Annotated in this window: 14 protein-coding genes; 5 read left to right on the forward strand and 9 right to left on the reverse strand. The window is 53.2% G+C overall.

Translation table 11 applies throughout. The annotated features are described in order from the left end of the window. Nucleotides 1-192 precede the first annotated feature (192 nt). Nucleotides 193-390, forward strand: a complete 198-nt coding sequence (locus ACR3ZL_RS16110) for a hypothetical protein (RefSeq protein ID WP_473652098.1) — start codon at nt 193-195, stop codon at nt 388-390. A gap of 120 nt (nt 391-510) precedes the next feature. Beyond that, nucleotides 511-999 (forward strand): hemerythrin domain-containing protein, encoded by a 489-nt coding sequence (locus tag ACR3ZL_RS16115; protein ID WP_473652097.1) that lies wholly within the window; start codon nt 511-513, stop codon nt 997-999. A gap of 304 nt (nt 1,000-1,303) precedes the next feature. Here ACR3ZL_RS16115 and ACR3ZL_RS16120 read toward each other — a convergent pair whose 3' ends face one another. The 3 genes from ACR3ZL_RS16120 to ACR3ZL_RS16130 form a co-directional block, all read right to left on the reverse strand. After that, nucleotides 1,304-1,582: a BON domain-containing protein gene (locus tag ACR3ZL_RS16120; protein ID WP_473652096.1), complete on the reverse strand. Its 279-nt coding sequence runs from the start codon at nt 1,580-1,582 to the stop codon at nt 1,304-1,306. Nucleotides 1,583-1,805: 223 nt separating this feature from the next. Next, on the reverse strand, nt 1,806-3,281 hold the full coding sequence (locus ACR3ZL_RS16125) for a sigma-54-dependent transcriptional regulator (RefSeq protein ID WP_473652095.1): 1,476 nt from the start codon (nt 3,279-3,281) through the stop codon (nt 1,806-1,808). Nucleotides 3,282-3,362: 81 nt separating this feature from the next. Beyond that, nucleotides 3,363-4,868, reverse strand: coding sequence for a sensor histidine kinase (locus tag ACR3ZL_RS16130; RefSeq protein WP_486172775.1), 1,506 nt, complete (start codon nt 4,866-4,868; stop codon nt 3,363-3,365). A gap of 297 nt (nt 4,869-5,165) precedes the next feature. Between ACR3ZL_RS16130 and ACR3ZL_RS16135 the strand changes: the two genes are divergently transcribed. Beyond that, nucleotides 5,166-7,442 (forward strand): bifunctional SulP family inorganic anion transporter/carbonic anhydrase, encoded by a 2,277-nt coding sequence (locus ACR3ZL_RS16135; RefSeq protein ID WP_486172776.1) that lies wholly within the window; start codon nt 5,166-5,168, stop codon nt 7,440-7,442. An 87-nt stretch (nt 7,443-7,529) separates the two neighbouring features. On the opposite strand, the gene ACR3ZL_RS16140 is transcribed toward ACR3ZL_RS16135, so the two are convergent. Continuing rightward, nucleotides 7,530-7,706, reverse strand: coding sequence for a hypothetical protein (locus ACR3ZL_RS16140; protein WP_473652090.1), 177 nt, complete (start codon nt 7,704-7,706; stop codon nt 7,530-7,532). Nucleotides 7,707-7,775: 69 nt separating this feature from the next. Beyond that, on the reverse strand, nt 7,776-9,032 hold the full coding sequence (locus ACR3ZL_RS16145) for a DUF1559 family PulG-like putative transporter (RefSeq protein ID WP_473652089.1): 1,257 nt from the start codon (nt 9,030-9,032) through the stop codon (nt 7,776-7,778). A 531-nt stretch (nt 9,033-9,563) separates the two neighbouring features. Here ACR3ZL_RS16145 and ACR3ZL_RS16150 point away from each other — a divergent pair. Then, nucleotides 9,564-10,745: a XylR family transcriptional regulator gene (locus ACR3ZL_RS16150; RefSeq protein WP_473652088.1), complete on the forward strand. Its 1,182-nt coding sequence runs from the start codon at nt 9,564-9,566 to the stop codon at nt 10,743-10,745. A gap of 108 nt (nt 10,746-10,853) precedes the next feature. Here ACR3ZL_RS16150 and ACR3ZL_RS16155 read toward each other — a convergent pair whose 3' ends face one another. Next, nucleotides 10,854-11,642, reverse strand: a complete 789-nt coding sequence (locus ACR3ZL_RS16155) for a hypothetical protein (protein WP_473652087.1) — start codon at nt 11,640-11,642, stop codon at nt 10,854-10,856. A 424-nt stretch (nt 11,643-12,066) separates the two neighbouring features. On the opposite strand from ACR3ZL_RS16155, the gene ACR3ZL_RS16160 reads away from it, so the two are divergent. Beyond that, nucleotides 12,067-13,509 carry a sulfatase family protein gene (locus ACR3ZL_RS16160; protein ID WP_486172777.1) on the forward strand — a complete coding sequence of 481 codons (1,443 nt, stop codon included), beginning with the start codon at nt 12,067-12,069 and terminating at the stop codon, nt 13,507-13,509. Between the two features lie 80 nt (nt 13,510-13,589). Here ACR3ZL_RS16160 and ACR3ZL_RS16165 read toward each other — a convergent pair whose 3' ends face one another. The 3 genes from ACR3ZL_RS16165 to ACR3ZL_RS16175 all read right to left on the reverse strand — a co-directional run bounded on the left by ACR3ZL_RS16165 (nt 13,590) and on the right by ACR3ZL_RS16175 (nt 17,617). Continuing rightward, the gene (locus ACR3ZL_RS16165) at nt 13,590-14,993 is read right to left on the reverse strand and encodes a sulfatase family protein (RefSeq protein WP_473652085.1); all 1,404 of its coding nucleotides are present in this window, start codon (nt 14,991-14,993) and stop codon (nt 13,590-13,592) included. A gap of 212 nt (nt 14,994-15,205) precedes the next feature. Further along, nucleotides 15,206-16,147, reverse strand: coding sequence for a hypothetical protein (locus ACR3ZL_RS16170; protein WP_486172778.1), 942 nt, complete (start codon nt 16,145-16,147; stop codon nt 15,206-15,208). An 84-nt stretch (nt 16,148-16,231) separates the two neighbouring features. Beyond that, nucleotides 16,232-17,617 (reverse strand): DUF1501 domain-containing protein, encoded by a 1,386-nt coding sequence (locus ACR3ZL_RS16175; RefSeq protein ID WP_473653545.1) that lies wholly within the window; start codon nt 17,615-17,617, stop codon nt 16,232-16,234. Nucleotides 17,618-17,623 lie beyond the last annotated feature (6 nt).

Below are 17,623 nucleotides of genomic sequence, written 5' to 3' on the forward strand. Positions count from 1 at the left end.
ACACAAAACCCCAATACGTAACGCCGCCAAGTACTTTGGCATAATCTTTGCCTAAAGCAGTGTCTGAAAAGCCGAGTAGGACGCGACTGAGCTTCGGCGCAGCGTCTGTCGAGGCGAGCGTGATGAATCGACAGTCGAGGCCTGCTTCGACTACTGCCCTAGCCAGTCAATTACTTTTCAGACTGCTCCAACATGAAATCGAATTTGCAAGCTGACCAACATCATCCTTCCTTGGATGACCGAGAACATTACGCGACGACGGTGAGCGAGGTGAGTTGTGGCCACGTCCAAGGCCACTTGTCATGGAACATCTTTGGTCTTTTCGTTGCTACTTTCGTCGCCGGCTGCTTCGCACTGGGAACCTTCGTTTGGTGGCGATTGCTTTCTTAGCAATTTCAACTCTTTTACATGCATCCGGACAAGTCCCAGCCGGTGATTGCGAGCGAACTAGATAACATCGATGCACTGCTGGGCAAACCGATGTTATCCACGAAAGGAAGGGCTGAAATAGTGCATTTTCAAACACAAACCGTCGTTGTCAACGCCGCGTTCTTGCAAGAGATCAAGGATGATGATGTCTATCTGAAAACGCTGATGGAAAGGTTACTTGAAATCTGCACGGAACGAACGGCAGTTGACGTCGCGCCTAACCTACTTTCGCAATTTCTTGAAGAAGTTCGCGATCAGATCGCGATGCACTTCACTCTCGAAGAGGCGTACGGCTATATGGATTGCACGACAGATGTCTCGCCGCGATTCTCTGAACGAGCAACGACGCTACGCAGTCAGCACAGTGACTTGTATGACGAAATTTCGAAAATCACGGAGAGTACTGCCGCGATAGTTGCCGACGGTGGCTCGTGGCAAAAGAAGGTCTCCAAAACGAAAGCGATCCTCGCTCGGCTGCGAACCTTTCACGAACGAATGTCCGATCACGAAGCGGCTGAAGAGCAAATGCTGCTGGAGTCCTACAACGTCGACATCGGCGGTGAAGGTTAGACGCCAACGCGTTTTCGTGAGCCCACTTTAGTTCACGGTAATGTTGACTGTGATCCAGTCGACGTAACCGGGGAAGAATTTTTCGCGTCGCAATTTTCGTTCGCTTTGCCTTCATTGCCTTGATCGGTTCGTCCACGGCAATCGTCCCGAACCGACATCAAACTGCTTTCACAGACAGCAGGAAACCAGTTGGAACACCCTCGACACTGCAGGGGCTGTCCCAGCATTTCAATTTCGACCAGTGCGGGGATTTGACAATGAATGCACACTGTGTTGAAAAACACGTGTGACCGTTCAGTGGTGGTCATTGGGGAGCTCCCTCTTCAGGAACCACAGCGATTCGGTTTCGAACTTGTTCGACCCCATCAATGTTGCGAACAAGTTCCTGTGCGACCTGCTTAAGATGGTGCGTGGGCGACACACCGGCCAGAGTCAGCGTGCCACGCTCATAGGTGCAAACGATGTTTAGCAGACATTGGTATCCAGCGTTCCTAAACCGCTGCTCAGCAATGCGAAGCGGATCACCGGATTGAGAGACCCGTCGAGGACGGTGGCGAGGATGAGATTGGACAATTCGCGGCATTCTGACCTCGCACTCCGTTCAATTCGGTACATTTGCAATCAAAACGCGACATGCAAACGTCGTGCCGCCATGGGAGAGATAAGTCGGTGCGAACGCGGTACAGCGTTTCGAAACGAATCAGCGAAGCCAGGACGTCGCTGAAAACACGGTGCATTGCATGGAAACGCGTCGTTGTGAAAAAAATTCGCCGGTGCTTGTTCGAATTGGGATTTGAATGGCCGCGTTAATTGGGTCGGTCGTTTTCCGATCGCAAGCGTTTCTCAAACGCCAGTCCGAGATCGGTGATCTTCGTCCTCAAGGTGCTGCGTGCGATGCCCAGGATTTCACTAGCCTGCGCCTGGTTGCCGTCAACGTGGCGCAGAATTTCAGGTAGCAGAATCCGATCAATGTCGTTGTGCATCCTCTGGTAAACATTGGGTTCTTCAGCCGAAAGCAAGCGGTTAACAAACCCGCGAATGTTCTCAGTGTCCAAACTGGATGTTTGGTGAGGCGATTCGATTTGCTGCGATCCACGGCAATCGGCGGGAAGCGAATCCGCTGACAATACCTCGCCGACATTCTTGACCAACGCGTGCTTCATCGCACTTTGCAATTCACGTACATTCCCGGGCCACGAGTAGTTCTCGAGAATCGCCATCGCTTCAGGCGTAATCGATCGCACACACCGATTCAAATCTCGGTTGAATAAGTTGATAAAATGCTCAACGAAAATCGGAATGTCGTCCTTCCGTTCACGCAGCGGAGGCAACTTGATCGCGAACACGCTCAGTCGGTAGTAAAGGTCTTCGCGGAACCTGCCCTCTTTAACATCTTCCATCAAATTTCGGTTTGTCGCTGCGATCACGCGAACATCGGACTGAATCGTCTCGTTGCTTCCCACACGCTCAAAGCTTCCGTCCTGAAGCAGACGCAACACCTTAGCCTGAGTAGTCGGAGTCATGTCACCGATTTCGTCAAGGAAAATTGTCCCGTTGTTCACCTGCTCAAACTTGCCGATCCGACGTTTGTCCGCACCGGTAAACGCGCCCCGTTCGTGACCGAACAGTTCGCTTTCAAGCAACGACTCCGCCAACGCAGCACAATTGATTGCCAGAAACGGGCCGTTGCTTCGTCGACTGTGCTGGAAGATTGCCCGGGCGACCATTTCCTTGCCTGTTCCGCTTTCGCCGAAGACAAGAGCGTTGACATCTTGCGGAGCTACCTGACCAATTGACTTGAATACCTCTTGCATCGCCGGTGAACGGCCGACAATCTGTTCCGAGTTTGGTGCAAGCTCGCCGCCTACCTCGAAAACTGCCGGCACCCGGCTCATTTGGCTAATTTCGATCGCTCGATCAACGGTCTTGTAGAGCGTATCGAAATCGACTGGCTTCAGCAGGTATTCATACGCACCGCGTTTCATCGCCTCGATCGCTGTTTCAGTGGTTGAATACGCTGTGATGATGATGACTGGAACCCTCGAGTCAATCTCGTGGATAACATCAAATGCATCGAGACCGGACATGTCAGGCAGCCGAACATCCAGAATGACGGCATCCGGTTCATGTTCGCGAAATGCGGCAATGCCTTGCTCAGCCGTGGCAGCAGTAACCACTTCAAGCGAGTCCGATTCGAGGCTTTTTTTAACTGAGTAAAGCAGGTTCAGTTCATCGTCAATGATCAGCAATCGTGCCACAGTTGTATCCAATGATCGTCGCATTCGAAGTTGTTTGGGTTTACCGAAGATTGGCGTCTTGCCATTCACAAACGCATGGGCACGGTAAATTGTTGCTTGATGGTCTTAAAGTGAGGTTTCACTGAAAAGTGGACTGCGTAACGCAGGCAATCTTGCCGTGACAACGACGCCACCCTCTTCACGGTTTTTTGCTTCCAGTGTGCCGCCATGATCACCGATGATCCTTCGCGAGATGGGCAGCCCCAGACCTAGGCCGAGCTCTTTGGTGCTAAAGAACGGCTCGAAGATTCGATCGGATTCCTCTGGCAAGGAACAACCGTTGTCAGCCACGCTCAAGCTGACCCAATGATCGCTGGCTCCGTTTGCCGATGACTCAGGGTCAGCGGCGACGGTCACTGCGACTTGGCCCCCGTTAGGGATGAAGTCGAAAGCGTTCAGTATCAGGTTTAAGAGCACTTGCCGCAACTGCGTTGCATCACCGTGCACGGTCATCACCTCGTCCGGCAATGAACTGGTCACCTGAATCCCGCGGGCCTCGGCTCGGCTCGTGATCAGGGCCAAGGTTTGGTGAACGATATCTCTTAGATCGACCGGCTTGGGAACAAGCGAAGACGGTTTGGCAAGATCGAGAAATGTTTGCAACAATTTATCGACCCGAGTGATTTCGTCATCCAATACCGCTAGATCATCAGCGTCGAGATTGGACTTATTATGTCGAGCTGATTGAACGAGTGTTTTCATGCACATCAGCGGATTACGTAGCTCGTGTGCTAAGCCAGCGCCGAGTTTTCCGACCGCGGCCAGTTGGTCGGCACGAATCACCTCTTTATGCCCGTCCTGAAGTTGCTCGACCACACTGCCGACCCGGGCTGAAACCGTTTCGAGCACCTGCTGAAGATCTTGCAGGCTGGGATCAGCAGATACCTCAACAGGCCCCACCACCGTATCCAGTTTCCCAGCAACGTCGCGAATAGGTATCGAAAGCAAATACATGGAACGGCTGATGGATCGAGCCACGCCGTAGCCAGCAACCAATCCGACGGCCGCGCCGCAGGCACCCAACAACGCCATAGCCAGTGACAATTTCAACGCCATGGATTCACTTCGCAGACTGCTCTCCTCAAGCTCGCTTTCGTTCAAATCGAGATAACGTCGTGAAGCAACCAAGACTTGCTTGGACAACGTGAGCTCCTCCAATGCTTCGACTCGAGATGAAGAAACCGCTTCGTCAGGTTCATCCACAAGCTGATGCAATTGAGTGAAATAGTCAACGATTCCGCTTCGTATGATAGCGATTAACGCCTTTTCTTCGTTGCTTCCGGACAATCCATCCGCCTTGTCGATCCAGTCGTTCGCAGCATCTTGATTCTGAATCGCCAACACCAAATGCTCTCGATCGTGGGTAAGCAGGTATCGATCCAGTTCGTGCCGCATTTCGCGGACGATCAACTCCAGTTCCTCCGCCGCGCGGATGCTTGCGACATTGTTGCTGAGGATTTCCGAGTTGCGTTTCTGCAACTGGAGTACGTGCCAGGCACCCGACACTCCAAGGCAAAGCAAGGCGAGCCCAGTTACCGCATGGATGAAGCTCAGCCTGCTTCGCAATCTCATCGAGAACTCTCTTGGTTGTGTGTGAAAGAAATTCAGTCGCGAAGACTCAATTTCGACATCAGGGAACTGGGCAGGGTCACGTGCCGCATTGGCTTCATCGGCAATCGCAAGGATCGCATTTGAATAAGCACGCTTTTCGGGAGCACGGACTGGCAAACCGAATGCCGTGCAGTGCTAGCCTCCTGATGGCACAGGCTTTGCGTTGGGCCGTTGCGCAAATATGCGACACCGCCGCGGACGCTCCCACGGCAATTGAACTCGATGTAACGCTAACTTGGATTGACAATGGAACGACGCATGGATGAAACAAACGAACCCACATCACTAGCAAACGGTTTGTTTCGCGATTCTACAGCATCCATCGTCGTCTTTCTTGTCGCGTTACCATTGTGTCTCGGCATTGCACTTGCCTCTGGTGCGCCCCTGTTTTCAGGGCTTGTCGCCGGTATCGTTGGCGGGATCGTGGTAGGTGCGTTAAGCGGATCACACACCAGTGTGAGTGGGCCAGCGGCAGGACTGACGGCGGTAGTTGCCGCTCAAATTTCAAACCTTGGTGCATTTGATGCGTTATTACTAGCCGTCGTCATCGGGGGGGTGATCCAAATTGGGCTCGGGATTGCGAAGGCGGGAGCGTTGTCCGCGTTCTTTCCTTCCAGTGTCATTAAGGGGCTACTGGCAGCGATTGGTGTGATCCTGATCCTTAAACAGCTTCCTCACTTGCTCGGTCACGATGCCGATCCCGATGGAGAAATGTCATTCGCACAGCCAAATCAGGAAAACACGTTTTCCGAAATTGCATCGATCTTCCAAGGCGAGATGCACTTCGGCGCAGCCATGGTTGGCCTTGCCTCGCTCGCTCTGCTTGTACTCTGGTCGCGGTTCAAGCCGCTAAAGAACTCCGGCATCCCGGGACCGTTGGTTGTTGTTCTGCTGGGGGTTGGAATGCAGTTCCTATTCTCGCGATTTGGCAGTGGATGGTCGATCGATGCCGGCCATTTGGTTCAGATTCCGGTTGCCAGCAGTTTGTCGGAATTCAGCAGCTTCCTGACATTCCCGGATTTTTCCCAGTGGACCAACCCCGCGGTCTATGTTGCCGCGGTCACAATTGCCATTGTCGCTTCGCTGGAGTCACTATTGAACTTGGAAGCGTCTGACAAACTCGATCCGCGTCGACGCAACTCTCCAGGCAGCCGCGAACTGTGGGCTCAAGGTGCTGGCAACGTGGTTGCCGGACTGATCGGTGGGATTCCGGTAACATCCGTGGTCGTCCGCAGTTCCGTGAACATCAACGCCGGTGCGGTGTCGAAGCGATCGGCCATCCTTCACGGTGTCTTGTTGCTCGTTTGCGTGGGACTGTTCCCCGTCTATCTGAACATGATCCCTCTGGCAGCTCTGGCGGCCATTCTGATCCACACCGGGCTCAAGCTGGCAAGTCCTGAGTTGTTCCGCACCATGTGGAAACAGGGCCGGTACCAATTCGCGCCGTTCATTGTCACGGTGGTCGCGATCGTGTACAGCGATTTGTTAATCGGAATCGTGATCGGATTAGTCGTCAGTGTCCTTTTCATTCTAAACAGCAATCTGCGGCGTCCGATTCGCCGAATCGTCGAAACACACATCGACGGCGACGTGGTACATGTTGAACTGGCGAATCAAGTCAGCTTCTTAAATCGCGCCGCGTTGGACACGATCTTCAATCAAGCAAAGCCGAAATCGAAACTATTGCTAGACGCTTCGGAATCGGACTACATCGATCCAGATGTATTGGGATTGATTCGGGAATTCAAGGAGAAAACCGGCCCGGCGCACGGAGTGAGTGTTGCGTTACGCGGATTTCGCGACAAATACGATTTGCGTGATGAAGTTCAGTTCGCTGATTACTCAACTCGAGACCTTCAGGATCGATTGACCCCATCTCAGGTGCTCAAGATCCTTGCCGAGGGCAACAAACGGTTCCACACAGACCGACGCATATCCCGAGGCTTTGGTCGTCCGATCGACGCTACCAACGGTGGACAAAACCCGCTAGCGGCGGTGCTAAGCTGCGTTGATTCTCGCATTCCAACAGAGTTAGTTTTTGATCTCGGGATTTGTGACATCTTCAGCGTACGCGTGGCAGGAAACGTCATCGGCACAAAGTCACTGGGTAGTCTCGAGTACGCCGTTACGGTTTCCGGTGCGAAGCTGATTCTCGTCATGGGGCACACTCGCTGCGGTGCGGTGACTTCGTCAGTGAAACTCTTAGAAGAACGATCGTTTACTGACGTGGCATGCGATCGTCCGCACCTTCATGCGATCGTATCGGAGATTCAAGAATCGGTGCATGACGACGATCTTAGTGGCGTCGCTAACATGGATCCCGATGAGTTGGAAGCATGCGTTGATCGAGTTGCCCGGAAGAACGTTGAACGCACGGTACGCGAAATCGTTAGTCGAAGCCCCGCTATTCGCAGCGCGGTTAACGCGGGCGAAGTGCGTGTCGTCGGCGCGATGTACGACGTTAAAACAGGCATCATCGCCTTTATGTCGGATGACTCGGTCGCAAACGAGTCGAAAGAGGAGCTAGTTTCTTAGCGGACCGGATCGGCAACCGGATGCGTTTGGTTCGCGAATCGATGCTTTCAGTCGCATCAATACCTACGTCAAGGGACGTGGGTGGCTTTACTGGCCACTTTCCGTATACGGGCGTCCTAAAGTTTTGTCTTCGTCGATCGAGCACGCCGCAGTATCGAGCAATTGGCAGACGGGCATGAACTCGTCCACCGATGCTGCTAACGCGTCGGCATGACCAACTTTCAATGCGACCGAAGCGGACGAGGTATCGGATCGCTTACCCATTCTGGCAAACGGACTCCGTACCTCGTCCACGACATCGAAAAGGCATAAGACTAAGACTAAGACTTTGCCTTAGAACTCTTCGTCAATCACTTCTCGTGAACCACGGGTCCCCAAGCTTCCCCACAAGCCATAAGGGCTCTTTGAACCTGGGGCTGCTGTACCTGATTCACCGAACTGGACCATCGGGAAGCTGGATGTACCGCTTTCAATCGAGTCCGTGATGAACTTCACTGCTCCATCGCCCATCAGCACATGGCAACCACCTTGGTGTCGACTACTAGCGGAGTAGACACCGTAGTTCTTGTCGAAAGTATTCGACCCGGCAGTGTAGCTATTGCCAGTTGCATTGAGAGTTCCCTGAGTTCCCACGCAGGTCGCAGAGTTCGGAGGCAAGATCGTGTTAATGCAACTATAGACAGGGTTCCCGTCTGCCCAACGATATCCACGCCCCCAAGCGGTGTTTGACGCCAGCAGAGTCGATGTTGTCGCAGCCCAAAACTGAGGACGACTTGGATCGGTCCCAGTCCCACCACAAATCGACGGGTCCGCACTCAACGCTGCCGTGGTCACGTCCGCACCACCGATCTGCCGTGCTGGCGCAGTACGAGAATCGGAGTCACCCAGGTCGGTCGTGATCTCACCCATAATGATCGTATTGGAAAGACCATCAAGAATGTCGCGGAAGGCCATCTTTTGGCGTGCTACAAACGCTCCGCGTTGGGCGGCGCGTGATCGCTGTGCCGTATTACTGTTGACGACCAACAATTCGTTGGTTGGTCCGTTGGACATGCACATTTGGCTGTCTCCGGTGCAGACAGCGTAGTTGGTCCGCCCCATCGCAGGCAAACCAACACCAGGGTCGCTTGGGCATCGCAACGTAGGAAGCTCCGTCATCCAAGGCCCGTAACTAGTGTTCTCCGGGGTCGGACCCATTGCAAGCCAAACACCCGCCGTACCGTCGGCGTCAGGTGCGTTGGGATTGCTGATCTGTTCCCACAACGCTTGGTTTTCGACAAAGGGTGCCAAAGCAACAAACGTGCTCAGCTCTTCATGATTCTGCAAGAGACTGGTTGTCGTCCAGTTAGCGTTGCTAGGCTCGTTACCGGTGCCCGACTTGTGCTTGGGCATCTGACGATAGGCTGAATGGTAGTTGTGAACGGCGAGACCAATTTGCTTGAAGTTATTACTGCAACTCATTCGTCGCGCGGCTTCGCGAGCTGACTGGACCGCTGGCAATAGCAGCCCCACCAACACACCGATAATGGCAATAACCACAAGTAGCTCGACGAGGGTAAATCCGGTCCGGGCTAGAAAGTTTCTCTGCACGGCATCTCTCACTTTTAGAATAGGTTGACGTTGAACGAGAAGGTGATCCGCCGCACCTCTTTAACGATATGGACATGACCTTAACTATCCACGCCCTTGGGTCCATGCGTTCAAGCGTCACTGTGCATGTCAATTTGCTGCACGATGAATAATGGCGTTCCCCAGGGCAATGAACGGGCCCTAGGAAGCTCAGCGGGACATTGAAAAGCCGAAAACCTTGTCGCATTCAAAAAAACATCTGGTTTTGCTGGACAAACTTCTCCATTGCGGAGAAACTCTGGTCAGGACAACTGTGATGACTCGCTTCGTTTCAGCCCAATCCTGGACCACTTTGGGTAAGACTCACACAGGACGCCCATTCAAATTTGCAGCGTCCAACACTCTGCAAACGACACCATGCAAACGTAGTATTCAATGTCAATTCCGACGCCACAGGAAACTCAGCCTTGTTAAATCCCTCGACCGAATCGGCATCGACCTGTGGTAATCGAGGTATGCACGCCGTTATTTCAGAACTGCCCTAGTGAGCTCATGAATCAACTCCGGCGAATTCTATTGCTGATCGAGACATCGGGTGCCTACGGACGGGCGTTACTCGACGGCATTGGTGAATACGGCGAAACGCATGGCGGATGGCGATTCTATGTAGAAGAACGCGGTATCGCCGATCGCCCCCCCGGGTGGTTAAGTAACTGGGAAGGCGATGGCGTCATCTTCCGCAGCAATAGCCCTGCCATGATGGAAGCGATTCGCAGTTGCGGCGCACCGGCCGTGGACACGAATTGTGACAACAAAGGTCATGGCTTCCCGGTCGTGTACATCGACGAACAAGCCGTTGCCGAAGCCGCCGTGAACCACTTTCTAGAGCGAGGGTTTACGAATTTCGGATTTTGTAGCGTCGAGAGTAAACCGTGGGTATGGAAACGCTGCAGCAGCTATTTGGCGGCGTTGGCGGCCGAGGGAATGTCATGCCATACCTGGAGCCTGCCTGATACCAAACGCAATGCGAACTGGGAACAAATGCTGGATGACCTTAGTCGCTGGGTCACTCAACTTCCTAAACCGATCGCAATTTTCGGAGCCAACGATACCAGCGGAATGCGATTGAGCGACGCTTGCCGAATCGGCAAGATTTCCGTTCCAGATCAAGTTGCGATTCTTGGCGTGGATAACGATTCGACGCTCCAACGCTTCTGCTCTCCGCCGCTATCGAGTATCGAACTGAATGCGTCCCGCGTCGGCTATGAAGCCGCTCAGTTGCTAGACCGAATGATGGCGGGCGAGGAACCGACCCAGCAATTGATTCTGATGCCACCGGGCGGCGTCGTCGCTCGACAATCGACTGACGTGACAGCGATCAACGACCACGAGCTCGCATCCGCGCTAACCTACATTCGGCAATTCGCTTGCGATGGAATCGCCGTCAGCGACGTTGTCAAACACCTTGCGGTCTCGCGGGCAACGCTCGAGCGAAGATTCGCCAGCGGACTGGGCTGCACGCCAAAACAGGAAATCTTTCGGGTGCGGATGAAACACGTTAAACGGTTCCTCGAAAATACCGACGAAGGACTGGCCGAGATCGCCTCACGCACCGGATTCGGAACCCCGTTCCACCTAAGCGCCGCATTCAAACGTAGCACCGGGGTTTCTCCCTCGACCTATCGCCAATCTCGCCAAAAAGGCAGGGCTAAGTTAGGCACAAAGAAAACGTAGCAATCGACCTGCGCTGAAGTTTATCGAAAGTGCGAAGTGCACGAGACAACGAGTTTGCTCCAACTGGCTACAGCTAAAGCCCACAAGAAGCGTACTTTTGCCCTAGGTCTATTTCACAAACGGATTGGCTTGCGGCCCATGTGATACCGGTGGTGCGGCAGGCGGTTTCGGTTTCGGCTTGGCCGCGCTGCAACTGCTCCGACATCCCGACGCAGGCTTAGGATAAGGACTGGCACGTTCTTCCTTGCCGAAGCCAAAGAATCCACCTGAATCTTCATCGCCGGTTAAAACTGGTGGAAGCTGCTCAGGCAGTTTCATACCGTCACTGTCTTGGCCGGTTCCACGGTGCAGGATTTTAGTAATGTCAAACTCACCGGCCCCATGTCCGATCGCTGATCCGGCACCTGGCTCATGAGCCTCGGCAAACTGCTTTCCCCAACGTTTCGGGATCATGCCGTCTGGATCAACCAATCCTTGCATCGAATAGTAAGCAATGCACGCCAACACACAAACTGGTAGAGCACCTAGGAAGTTGAAAACGCTGCTCAGCAGATACGTTGTGAAACTCTTACCAAGCCCACAACCACCTACAACGGAGATCACTCCACAATAGGCGAGTACCGAACCGATCAACGCGAGAAACGACATCAGCAACTCGCCGGGTGCGGACATCACCAACATCGTCGATACCACAGTACTGGCTATCGAACCGGCGAAAACAATGGCGATCGATTTCCAAAACCCAAACCGCCCCACTCCTGTGATCGCCAACGAAAACTTCATCGAATACCCGGTCACGATGAACATTCCGACCATCGCAATAGTCAGGATGCCCATGGCCAGTGAAAGAACGGACCAATTGACTTCAGGCGACTCAATTAAGGTGGGATCAAGCATAGAACTGGCAGAACAAAAATCGGCGGGGGCAGAGTCATTTGCGTCCTGACGGTGCAAAATACCTCAGGTCAGGATGGAGCGCGGGTACACCGCTATTGAAACCTACGTCATGAATTTCAGTCCCGCGTAGCTCGCCGAAAAGAAATTCCCAGCGATGAGCGTTGAGTTTTTGCAACCAAAGACCAAGGATTGGTCATTCTTCGCGATCTCAATGCGGACTACATCTTCGATTCGTCACGTACGCCACTGCCCAGCCATCCAGATTGCCATTCTCCCCAGGATGACGTGGTATTATGGTTCCCTTGCCTAGCTTGATCAGCTTCGCAACATCCGGCACTGACCCGGTCGCGTTATATTTTTCCTATCCAAGATCCCGTCCCCATACCTCAACCAGTTGCAGCCCCACATGAACCGAAGCATCTGCATGAAGTCCTTGAACGCAATCTGTCTTGCGCTGATATCAACGTTCTTTTCCCCATTATTCTTTGTCGCGAAAGCCCAGGCTGATCCGACGTCGTCGAATCCCAACGTCGTGATAATTTCCAACGATGATCAGGGGTACCAAGATCTTGGCTGTTTCGGTTCACCCGACATCAAGACCCCCAACGTGGATCAGCTTGCTCGCGAGGGGATGCGGTTCACCGACTTCTATGTAGCGTCTCACATTTGCTCGCCATCACGGGCCGCGTTAATGACCGGTTGCTATCCGTTTCGAGTCGGCATTTCCGCGGTGTTCTTTCCCAATCATCGAACCTACAAAGGTCTTGATCCCAAACATGTCACAATTGCAGAGATGCTAAAGACAGTTGGCTATACCACGAAGGCAGTCGGTAAATGGCATCTAGGCGACCTTCCCGAATACCTTCCCACCAACCAAGGGTTCGATTCCTATTTCGGGATTCCTTATAGCAACGACATGTATCCATCCGCTGCAATGGAATACGCCGATGACTGCGTTTTCCATGACGGCCATGCGATTGACTCGATCAACCAAAAGATCGCTGCAGTCGCCAATGGCAGACCCCGATCGCTCAAGGATATGGTTCCATTGATGCGAGATGAACAATGCATTGAGTTCCCATGCGATCAAACGACAATCACTCGGCGATGTGCCGACGAAAGTATCGACTTCATTACGAAGTGCGCCCAAGACGAGAAGCCATTCTTTTTGTACCTTGCCAACTCGATGCCACACACGCCGTTGCACGTTTCGGCAGACTTCAAAGGCAAAAGCAAACGTGGAATCTACGGCGATGTGATCGAAGAGATTGACTTCAACACCGGCCGTGTCTTAGACACTTTGAAAGAGTCCGGCGTGGAAGAGAATACGATTGTCGTGTTCACGTCGGATAACGGCCCTTGGTTGATCAAAGGAGACAACGGCGGGTGTGCATTGCCGTTGTTCGAAGGAAAGGGAACCAGTTTCGAAGGCGGTCAGCGAGTGCCCGCGATCATGAAATGGCCTGCGAAAATTGCTGCCGGATCGACCTGTACTGAAATGACCTTGTCGATGGATCTGCTGCCAACGCTCGCCGAGATCACCGGGGCTGATCTGAAACCGGCAATGCCAATCGACGGCAAAAACATCATCGATCTATTGACCCAAAAACCAGGCGCCGCCACACGTCACGAATATTTCTTCTTTCTGCATAACGCAGTGCGTTGGGGCGATTGGAAGTACCACAAAAAGGAAATCTTTAAAGTGAAGCACGCCGGACGCTCTCCATCGAATCCCAGCTTGTACAACCTCAAAGAAGACATCGGCGAAAGTCGAAACCTGATCAAAGAGCATCCTGAGATCGCGAGCCAACTCGCCAAGGCACTAGACGAACACATTGCCCGCACTCCAATGCCTAAGAATAAGTAAACTCTGGTGCGGCCGGTTTACTTCATCTGCATCGTTTGACTGCGTGCGATCGAGGCGTAACCGTTCAATTGAACTCGAGTTCATTCTTCGGCAATAATCTCTTTCCAATCGGGATACGTCGGGCGGTCTTTCAGGTTCTTCCCGCTCTTTTTGGTTGGAGCGGGCGGTGCGGCGTCCAGCACCGCCTTGAGATTCTTCCGGGCAATTTCGCGTTGCGATTCAGCTGGTCCGTTCGCCAGATTACTCAACTCGCGAAGATCGCCTGGCACGGAATAGAACCGGCCATCGCGGTATAGCTTGAACGTTTCGTCGCGAGCGTATTGCGAACCAGGGAACGAGCCCCAATAAGGCTGATAGTGGCAAAGAACCCACTCGCGTGGGCTCCCCTTTTCGCCTTTCAATTGTGGCAAGAAACTACGGCCATCGACTGGATCATCGCTGCCCAACGTCACGCCAGCGGCTTCCGCAATCGTTGCGTAAAAGTCAGTAAAGTCGACGAGATCATCCAGTTCGATTCCTTTAGGCGTTTGGCCTTTCCAGTAGGCTACAAGCGGAACGTGCGTGCCCATGTCCTTGGTATCGCCCTTGCCACCTCGAATCGCTTGCCCGTTCCATCGCGAAGTAATCTGCCGGTTGGTTCCGTTGTCGGCCGTGAACAAAATCAGTGTGTTTTCTAACTCGCCCGCGTCTTCAACCGTCTTCACGATTTTGCCGACGATCTTGTCCAGGTAATTCACCATCGCGACGAAATTCTTCTTCTGGTCTTTTCTGTCTTTCGACCCCCGGTTCGCAGCAGGTGTCGTTGATCCATCACCAACGGTATCGGGTGTGGAAACGAACGGCGAATGCACCAACACAGTCGGGTAGTAAACGAAGAAAGGCTTATCACTGGAACGCTTGATGAAGTCGCACAAAAAGTCCGACATTAAATCAGGACCATATTTATCCGCGTTGTCATCCGAACTGATTAGCTTCCCATTCTGCTCAAGCGGTGGACTCCAGAAACGTTCTCCTCCATTCGGCCCGCTCTTCCCCTTGGTTACCTGCCACAAGCATGACTCATCGAACCCCGCCTGTTTCGGACGGGTGTGGTCTTCGCTGCCCTCCGCACCGTGATACAGCCCGTTGAGTTGCCACTTGCCGGCGATCGCAGTTCGGTAGCCAGCCGATTGCATCAGATGACCAAACGTCTTTTCCTGCGGATCGAGATATCCGAAGTGCGTGTAATTTCGAAAGTTGTATTGTCCAGTCATGATCTTCACCCTCGAGGGGGTGCAGATCGGGCTTGAATAGCAGTGATCAAACCGGACGCCGCGGGCAGCCAATTCATCGATATGTGGCGTACTGTAATCTTCGGCGCCATAGCAACCGAAACACTCCCAACTCACATCATCGGCCATGATCAGAATGACGTTGGGTTTCTCTGCTGTGGCAACGACCGAGCCGATGACGAGTGCACACAAACACGAGAGAGTTCTAAGCACGATTCGGTTTCCAGCGAGATAGATACAAATGCGAATTGCTTTGCAGAACACCGCTGATACCGTCCACCGCGTTGCCAGTTTCAAAGCAGCTTGGCATTGTAGACCACTCCGATAGCGAACTGTTAAAGCGAGCCGATCGAATAGAGATCGAAAAAGATCCGGAGCTTCGCCTCGCGATCCTAGCGTGTCAGGGCTGTCGACCTAAGCTGTCACTACTTCAATGCTGGACCAACAAGTTTCACGCCGTTGGTATCCAAGATTTGGAACGAATGAATGCCCACCTTTTCATCATTGGTGTAAGTCCAGACTACATTCTTGTCCTTCGTCACTTCGAACAACTTCGGTGTCGTGACGTCTTTCCGCCCGGCTGCGTAACAAGCGATTACTACATTCCCATTGGGAAGCACTTGGGCGCCACAAGGATCTTGCAACCATTGCCCAGGAAGATCGTCATTGGTGAGCGTCCATACCACATCACCTTTCGAATCGAATTCAACGACGCGATTGCCATTGGTGCAGGTCACAACCGTGTTTCCGCTACCGGTGCGAATCGCGGTGAATGGCCAAGTGTGGATCTTGCGATCGGGATCACCTTCGACGGTGGTATCGAGCTTGCCAAGAACGCTTCCGTCAGCTGCATAGTGAAACACTGCGAAGTCGAGCAGATGCGGGACCAAGTAGGTACCGTCAGAAAGCTTCCGGGCCATTCTTGTTTGCAAGTGGACATTCTTCTTCTGGCAAACCAGCGGAAACTGCACCAGCACCTCGCCGGATTCGCTGATTTCCAACAATCTTGGCTTCGCGCCAGCTTCCGTAATCAAATACGTCCCGTCAGCGGTAGGGTGTGCACTGTTGACTTCGCTTTGAGTCCCTTTCCATATCAACGTTTCGTTGCCGGCACGATCGATCTTCACCACCGCGCCGCCTGGGTATTTCTTCTTAGCTTTGCTAAGCGTCAAAATCATCGTTCCGTCATCGAGCATGTATCCATCACGCGTCGATGCAGGGTACGTCCAAGTCTTTTCACCGGTGGCGTCGACGATGTAGGTGTCTTTACCAAAAGCCAAAAAACTATGGGTGACTTCGGCCGCTGCACACTGAATTGCAACAAGCGATATCAAAACGAGCGATAAGAATCGAGAGATCACGGACATGCGGACTTACTATGCGTGGGGAACGTTAGGAACGAAGAAACTAGTACCGGCAAAGATTGCCGACCACGGATCACAGGTATGCGGCTAAGCGATCACATCGTGGATCACGTGCCCCTTCACATCCGTTAAACGCATGTCGCGTCCACCGAACCGGAACGTGCTTCGCGTGTGATCGACGCCCATCAGATGCAACATCGTGGCGTGCAGGTCGTGCATTTCAACGCGGTTTTCCACCGCCTTGTAGCCCCACTCATCCGTGGCGCCGTACACCGTGCCAGGCTTAACGCCACCGCCGGCCATCCACACGGTGAAGCCAAACTGGTTGTGATCGCGACCGTTCTTGCCTTGTGCAAATGGAGTGCGTCCAAATTCGCCAGCCCAAACGACTAACGTATCTTTCAACATGTCTCGTTGCTTCAGGTCTTTCAACAAACCTGCAATCGGTTGATCGACGGCAAGAGCATTGTTTTCATGACCAGCTTTGAGGTTGGAGTGCTGGTCCCACCGATCACCGCCGGCTTTGGGGCAAGTCAATTCGATGAACCGGACACCGTTCTCAATCATTCGGCGAGCGATCAAGCACTGTGCACCATACGTGCGTGTGTGCTCGAATTCAGCTTCCATTCCGTACATCTTCTTGATGTGGGCCGGTTCGTCGGAAAGCGACATGACCTCCGGAACCGCCATCTGCATCGAATAAGCGAGTTCATAATTGCGGATCGCCGACTCAAGACTGTCGTGTTTGCCAAAGTTACTTTCGGCTAAGCCATCCAATTGCCGCACAAGGTCCAACTTCCGCAATTGTTCCTGTGCCGTCGCTTCGGTTCGTTCAATATTGGCAACTCCCGTCCCCTTCGGCAGGAAGATCGATCCTTGATAGCTGGCTGGCAGGAACCCACTACCAAAACAATCCAGGCCTCCGGGAGGAACCAAGCCGCCATTGAGCACAACGAAACCGGGTAAGTTATTGCATTCGCTGCCTAACCCATAGTTCACCCACGCACCCATGCTAGGGCGTCCTTGCAGACCGCTACCGGTGTGCAAGAAATAATTGGCGAACGTATGCTCGGGGAATTCCGACGTCATCGATCGAATCACCGCCAAGTCATCCGCACAGGATGCCACGTGCGGAAACAGACTACTGACCGGCAACCCCGACTCGCCGTACTGTTGGAACTTCCAAGGGCTCGCCAACACGTTTCCGTTGTTGTTGAACTGCGTCGGCTCCACATCGAACAACCCGCCGGGATCCTTCCCATCAAACTTGTCTAACAACGGCTTTGGGTCGAAGGTATCGACCTGAGAAGGCCCGCCATCCATGTAAAGAAAGATGACATTTTTGGCTGCAACGTGGTGATGCGGACCGTGCAACGCCTTGCCTAAATCATCGGTGCCCGACGAGTACGCTCGATCGAGTCCGAGTGCCGACAACGCCAACGCACCAAATCCGCTAGCGGATCGTTTCAGCATGTCACG

This window comes from Rhodopirellula sp. J20-39 (assembly GCF_057365095.1).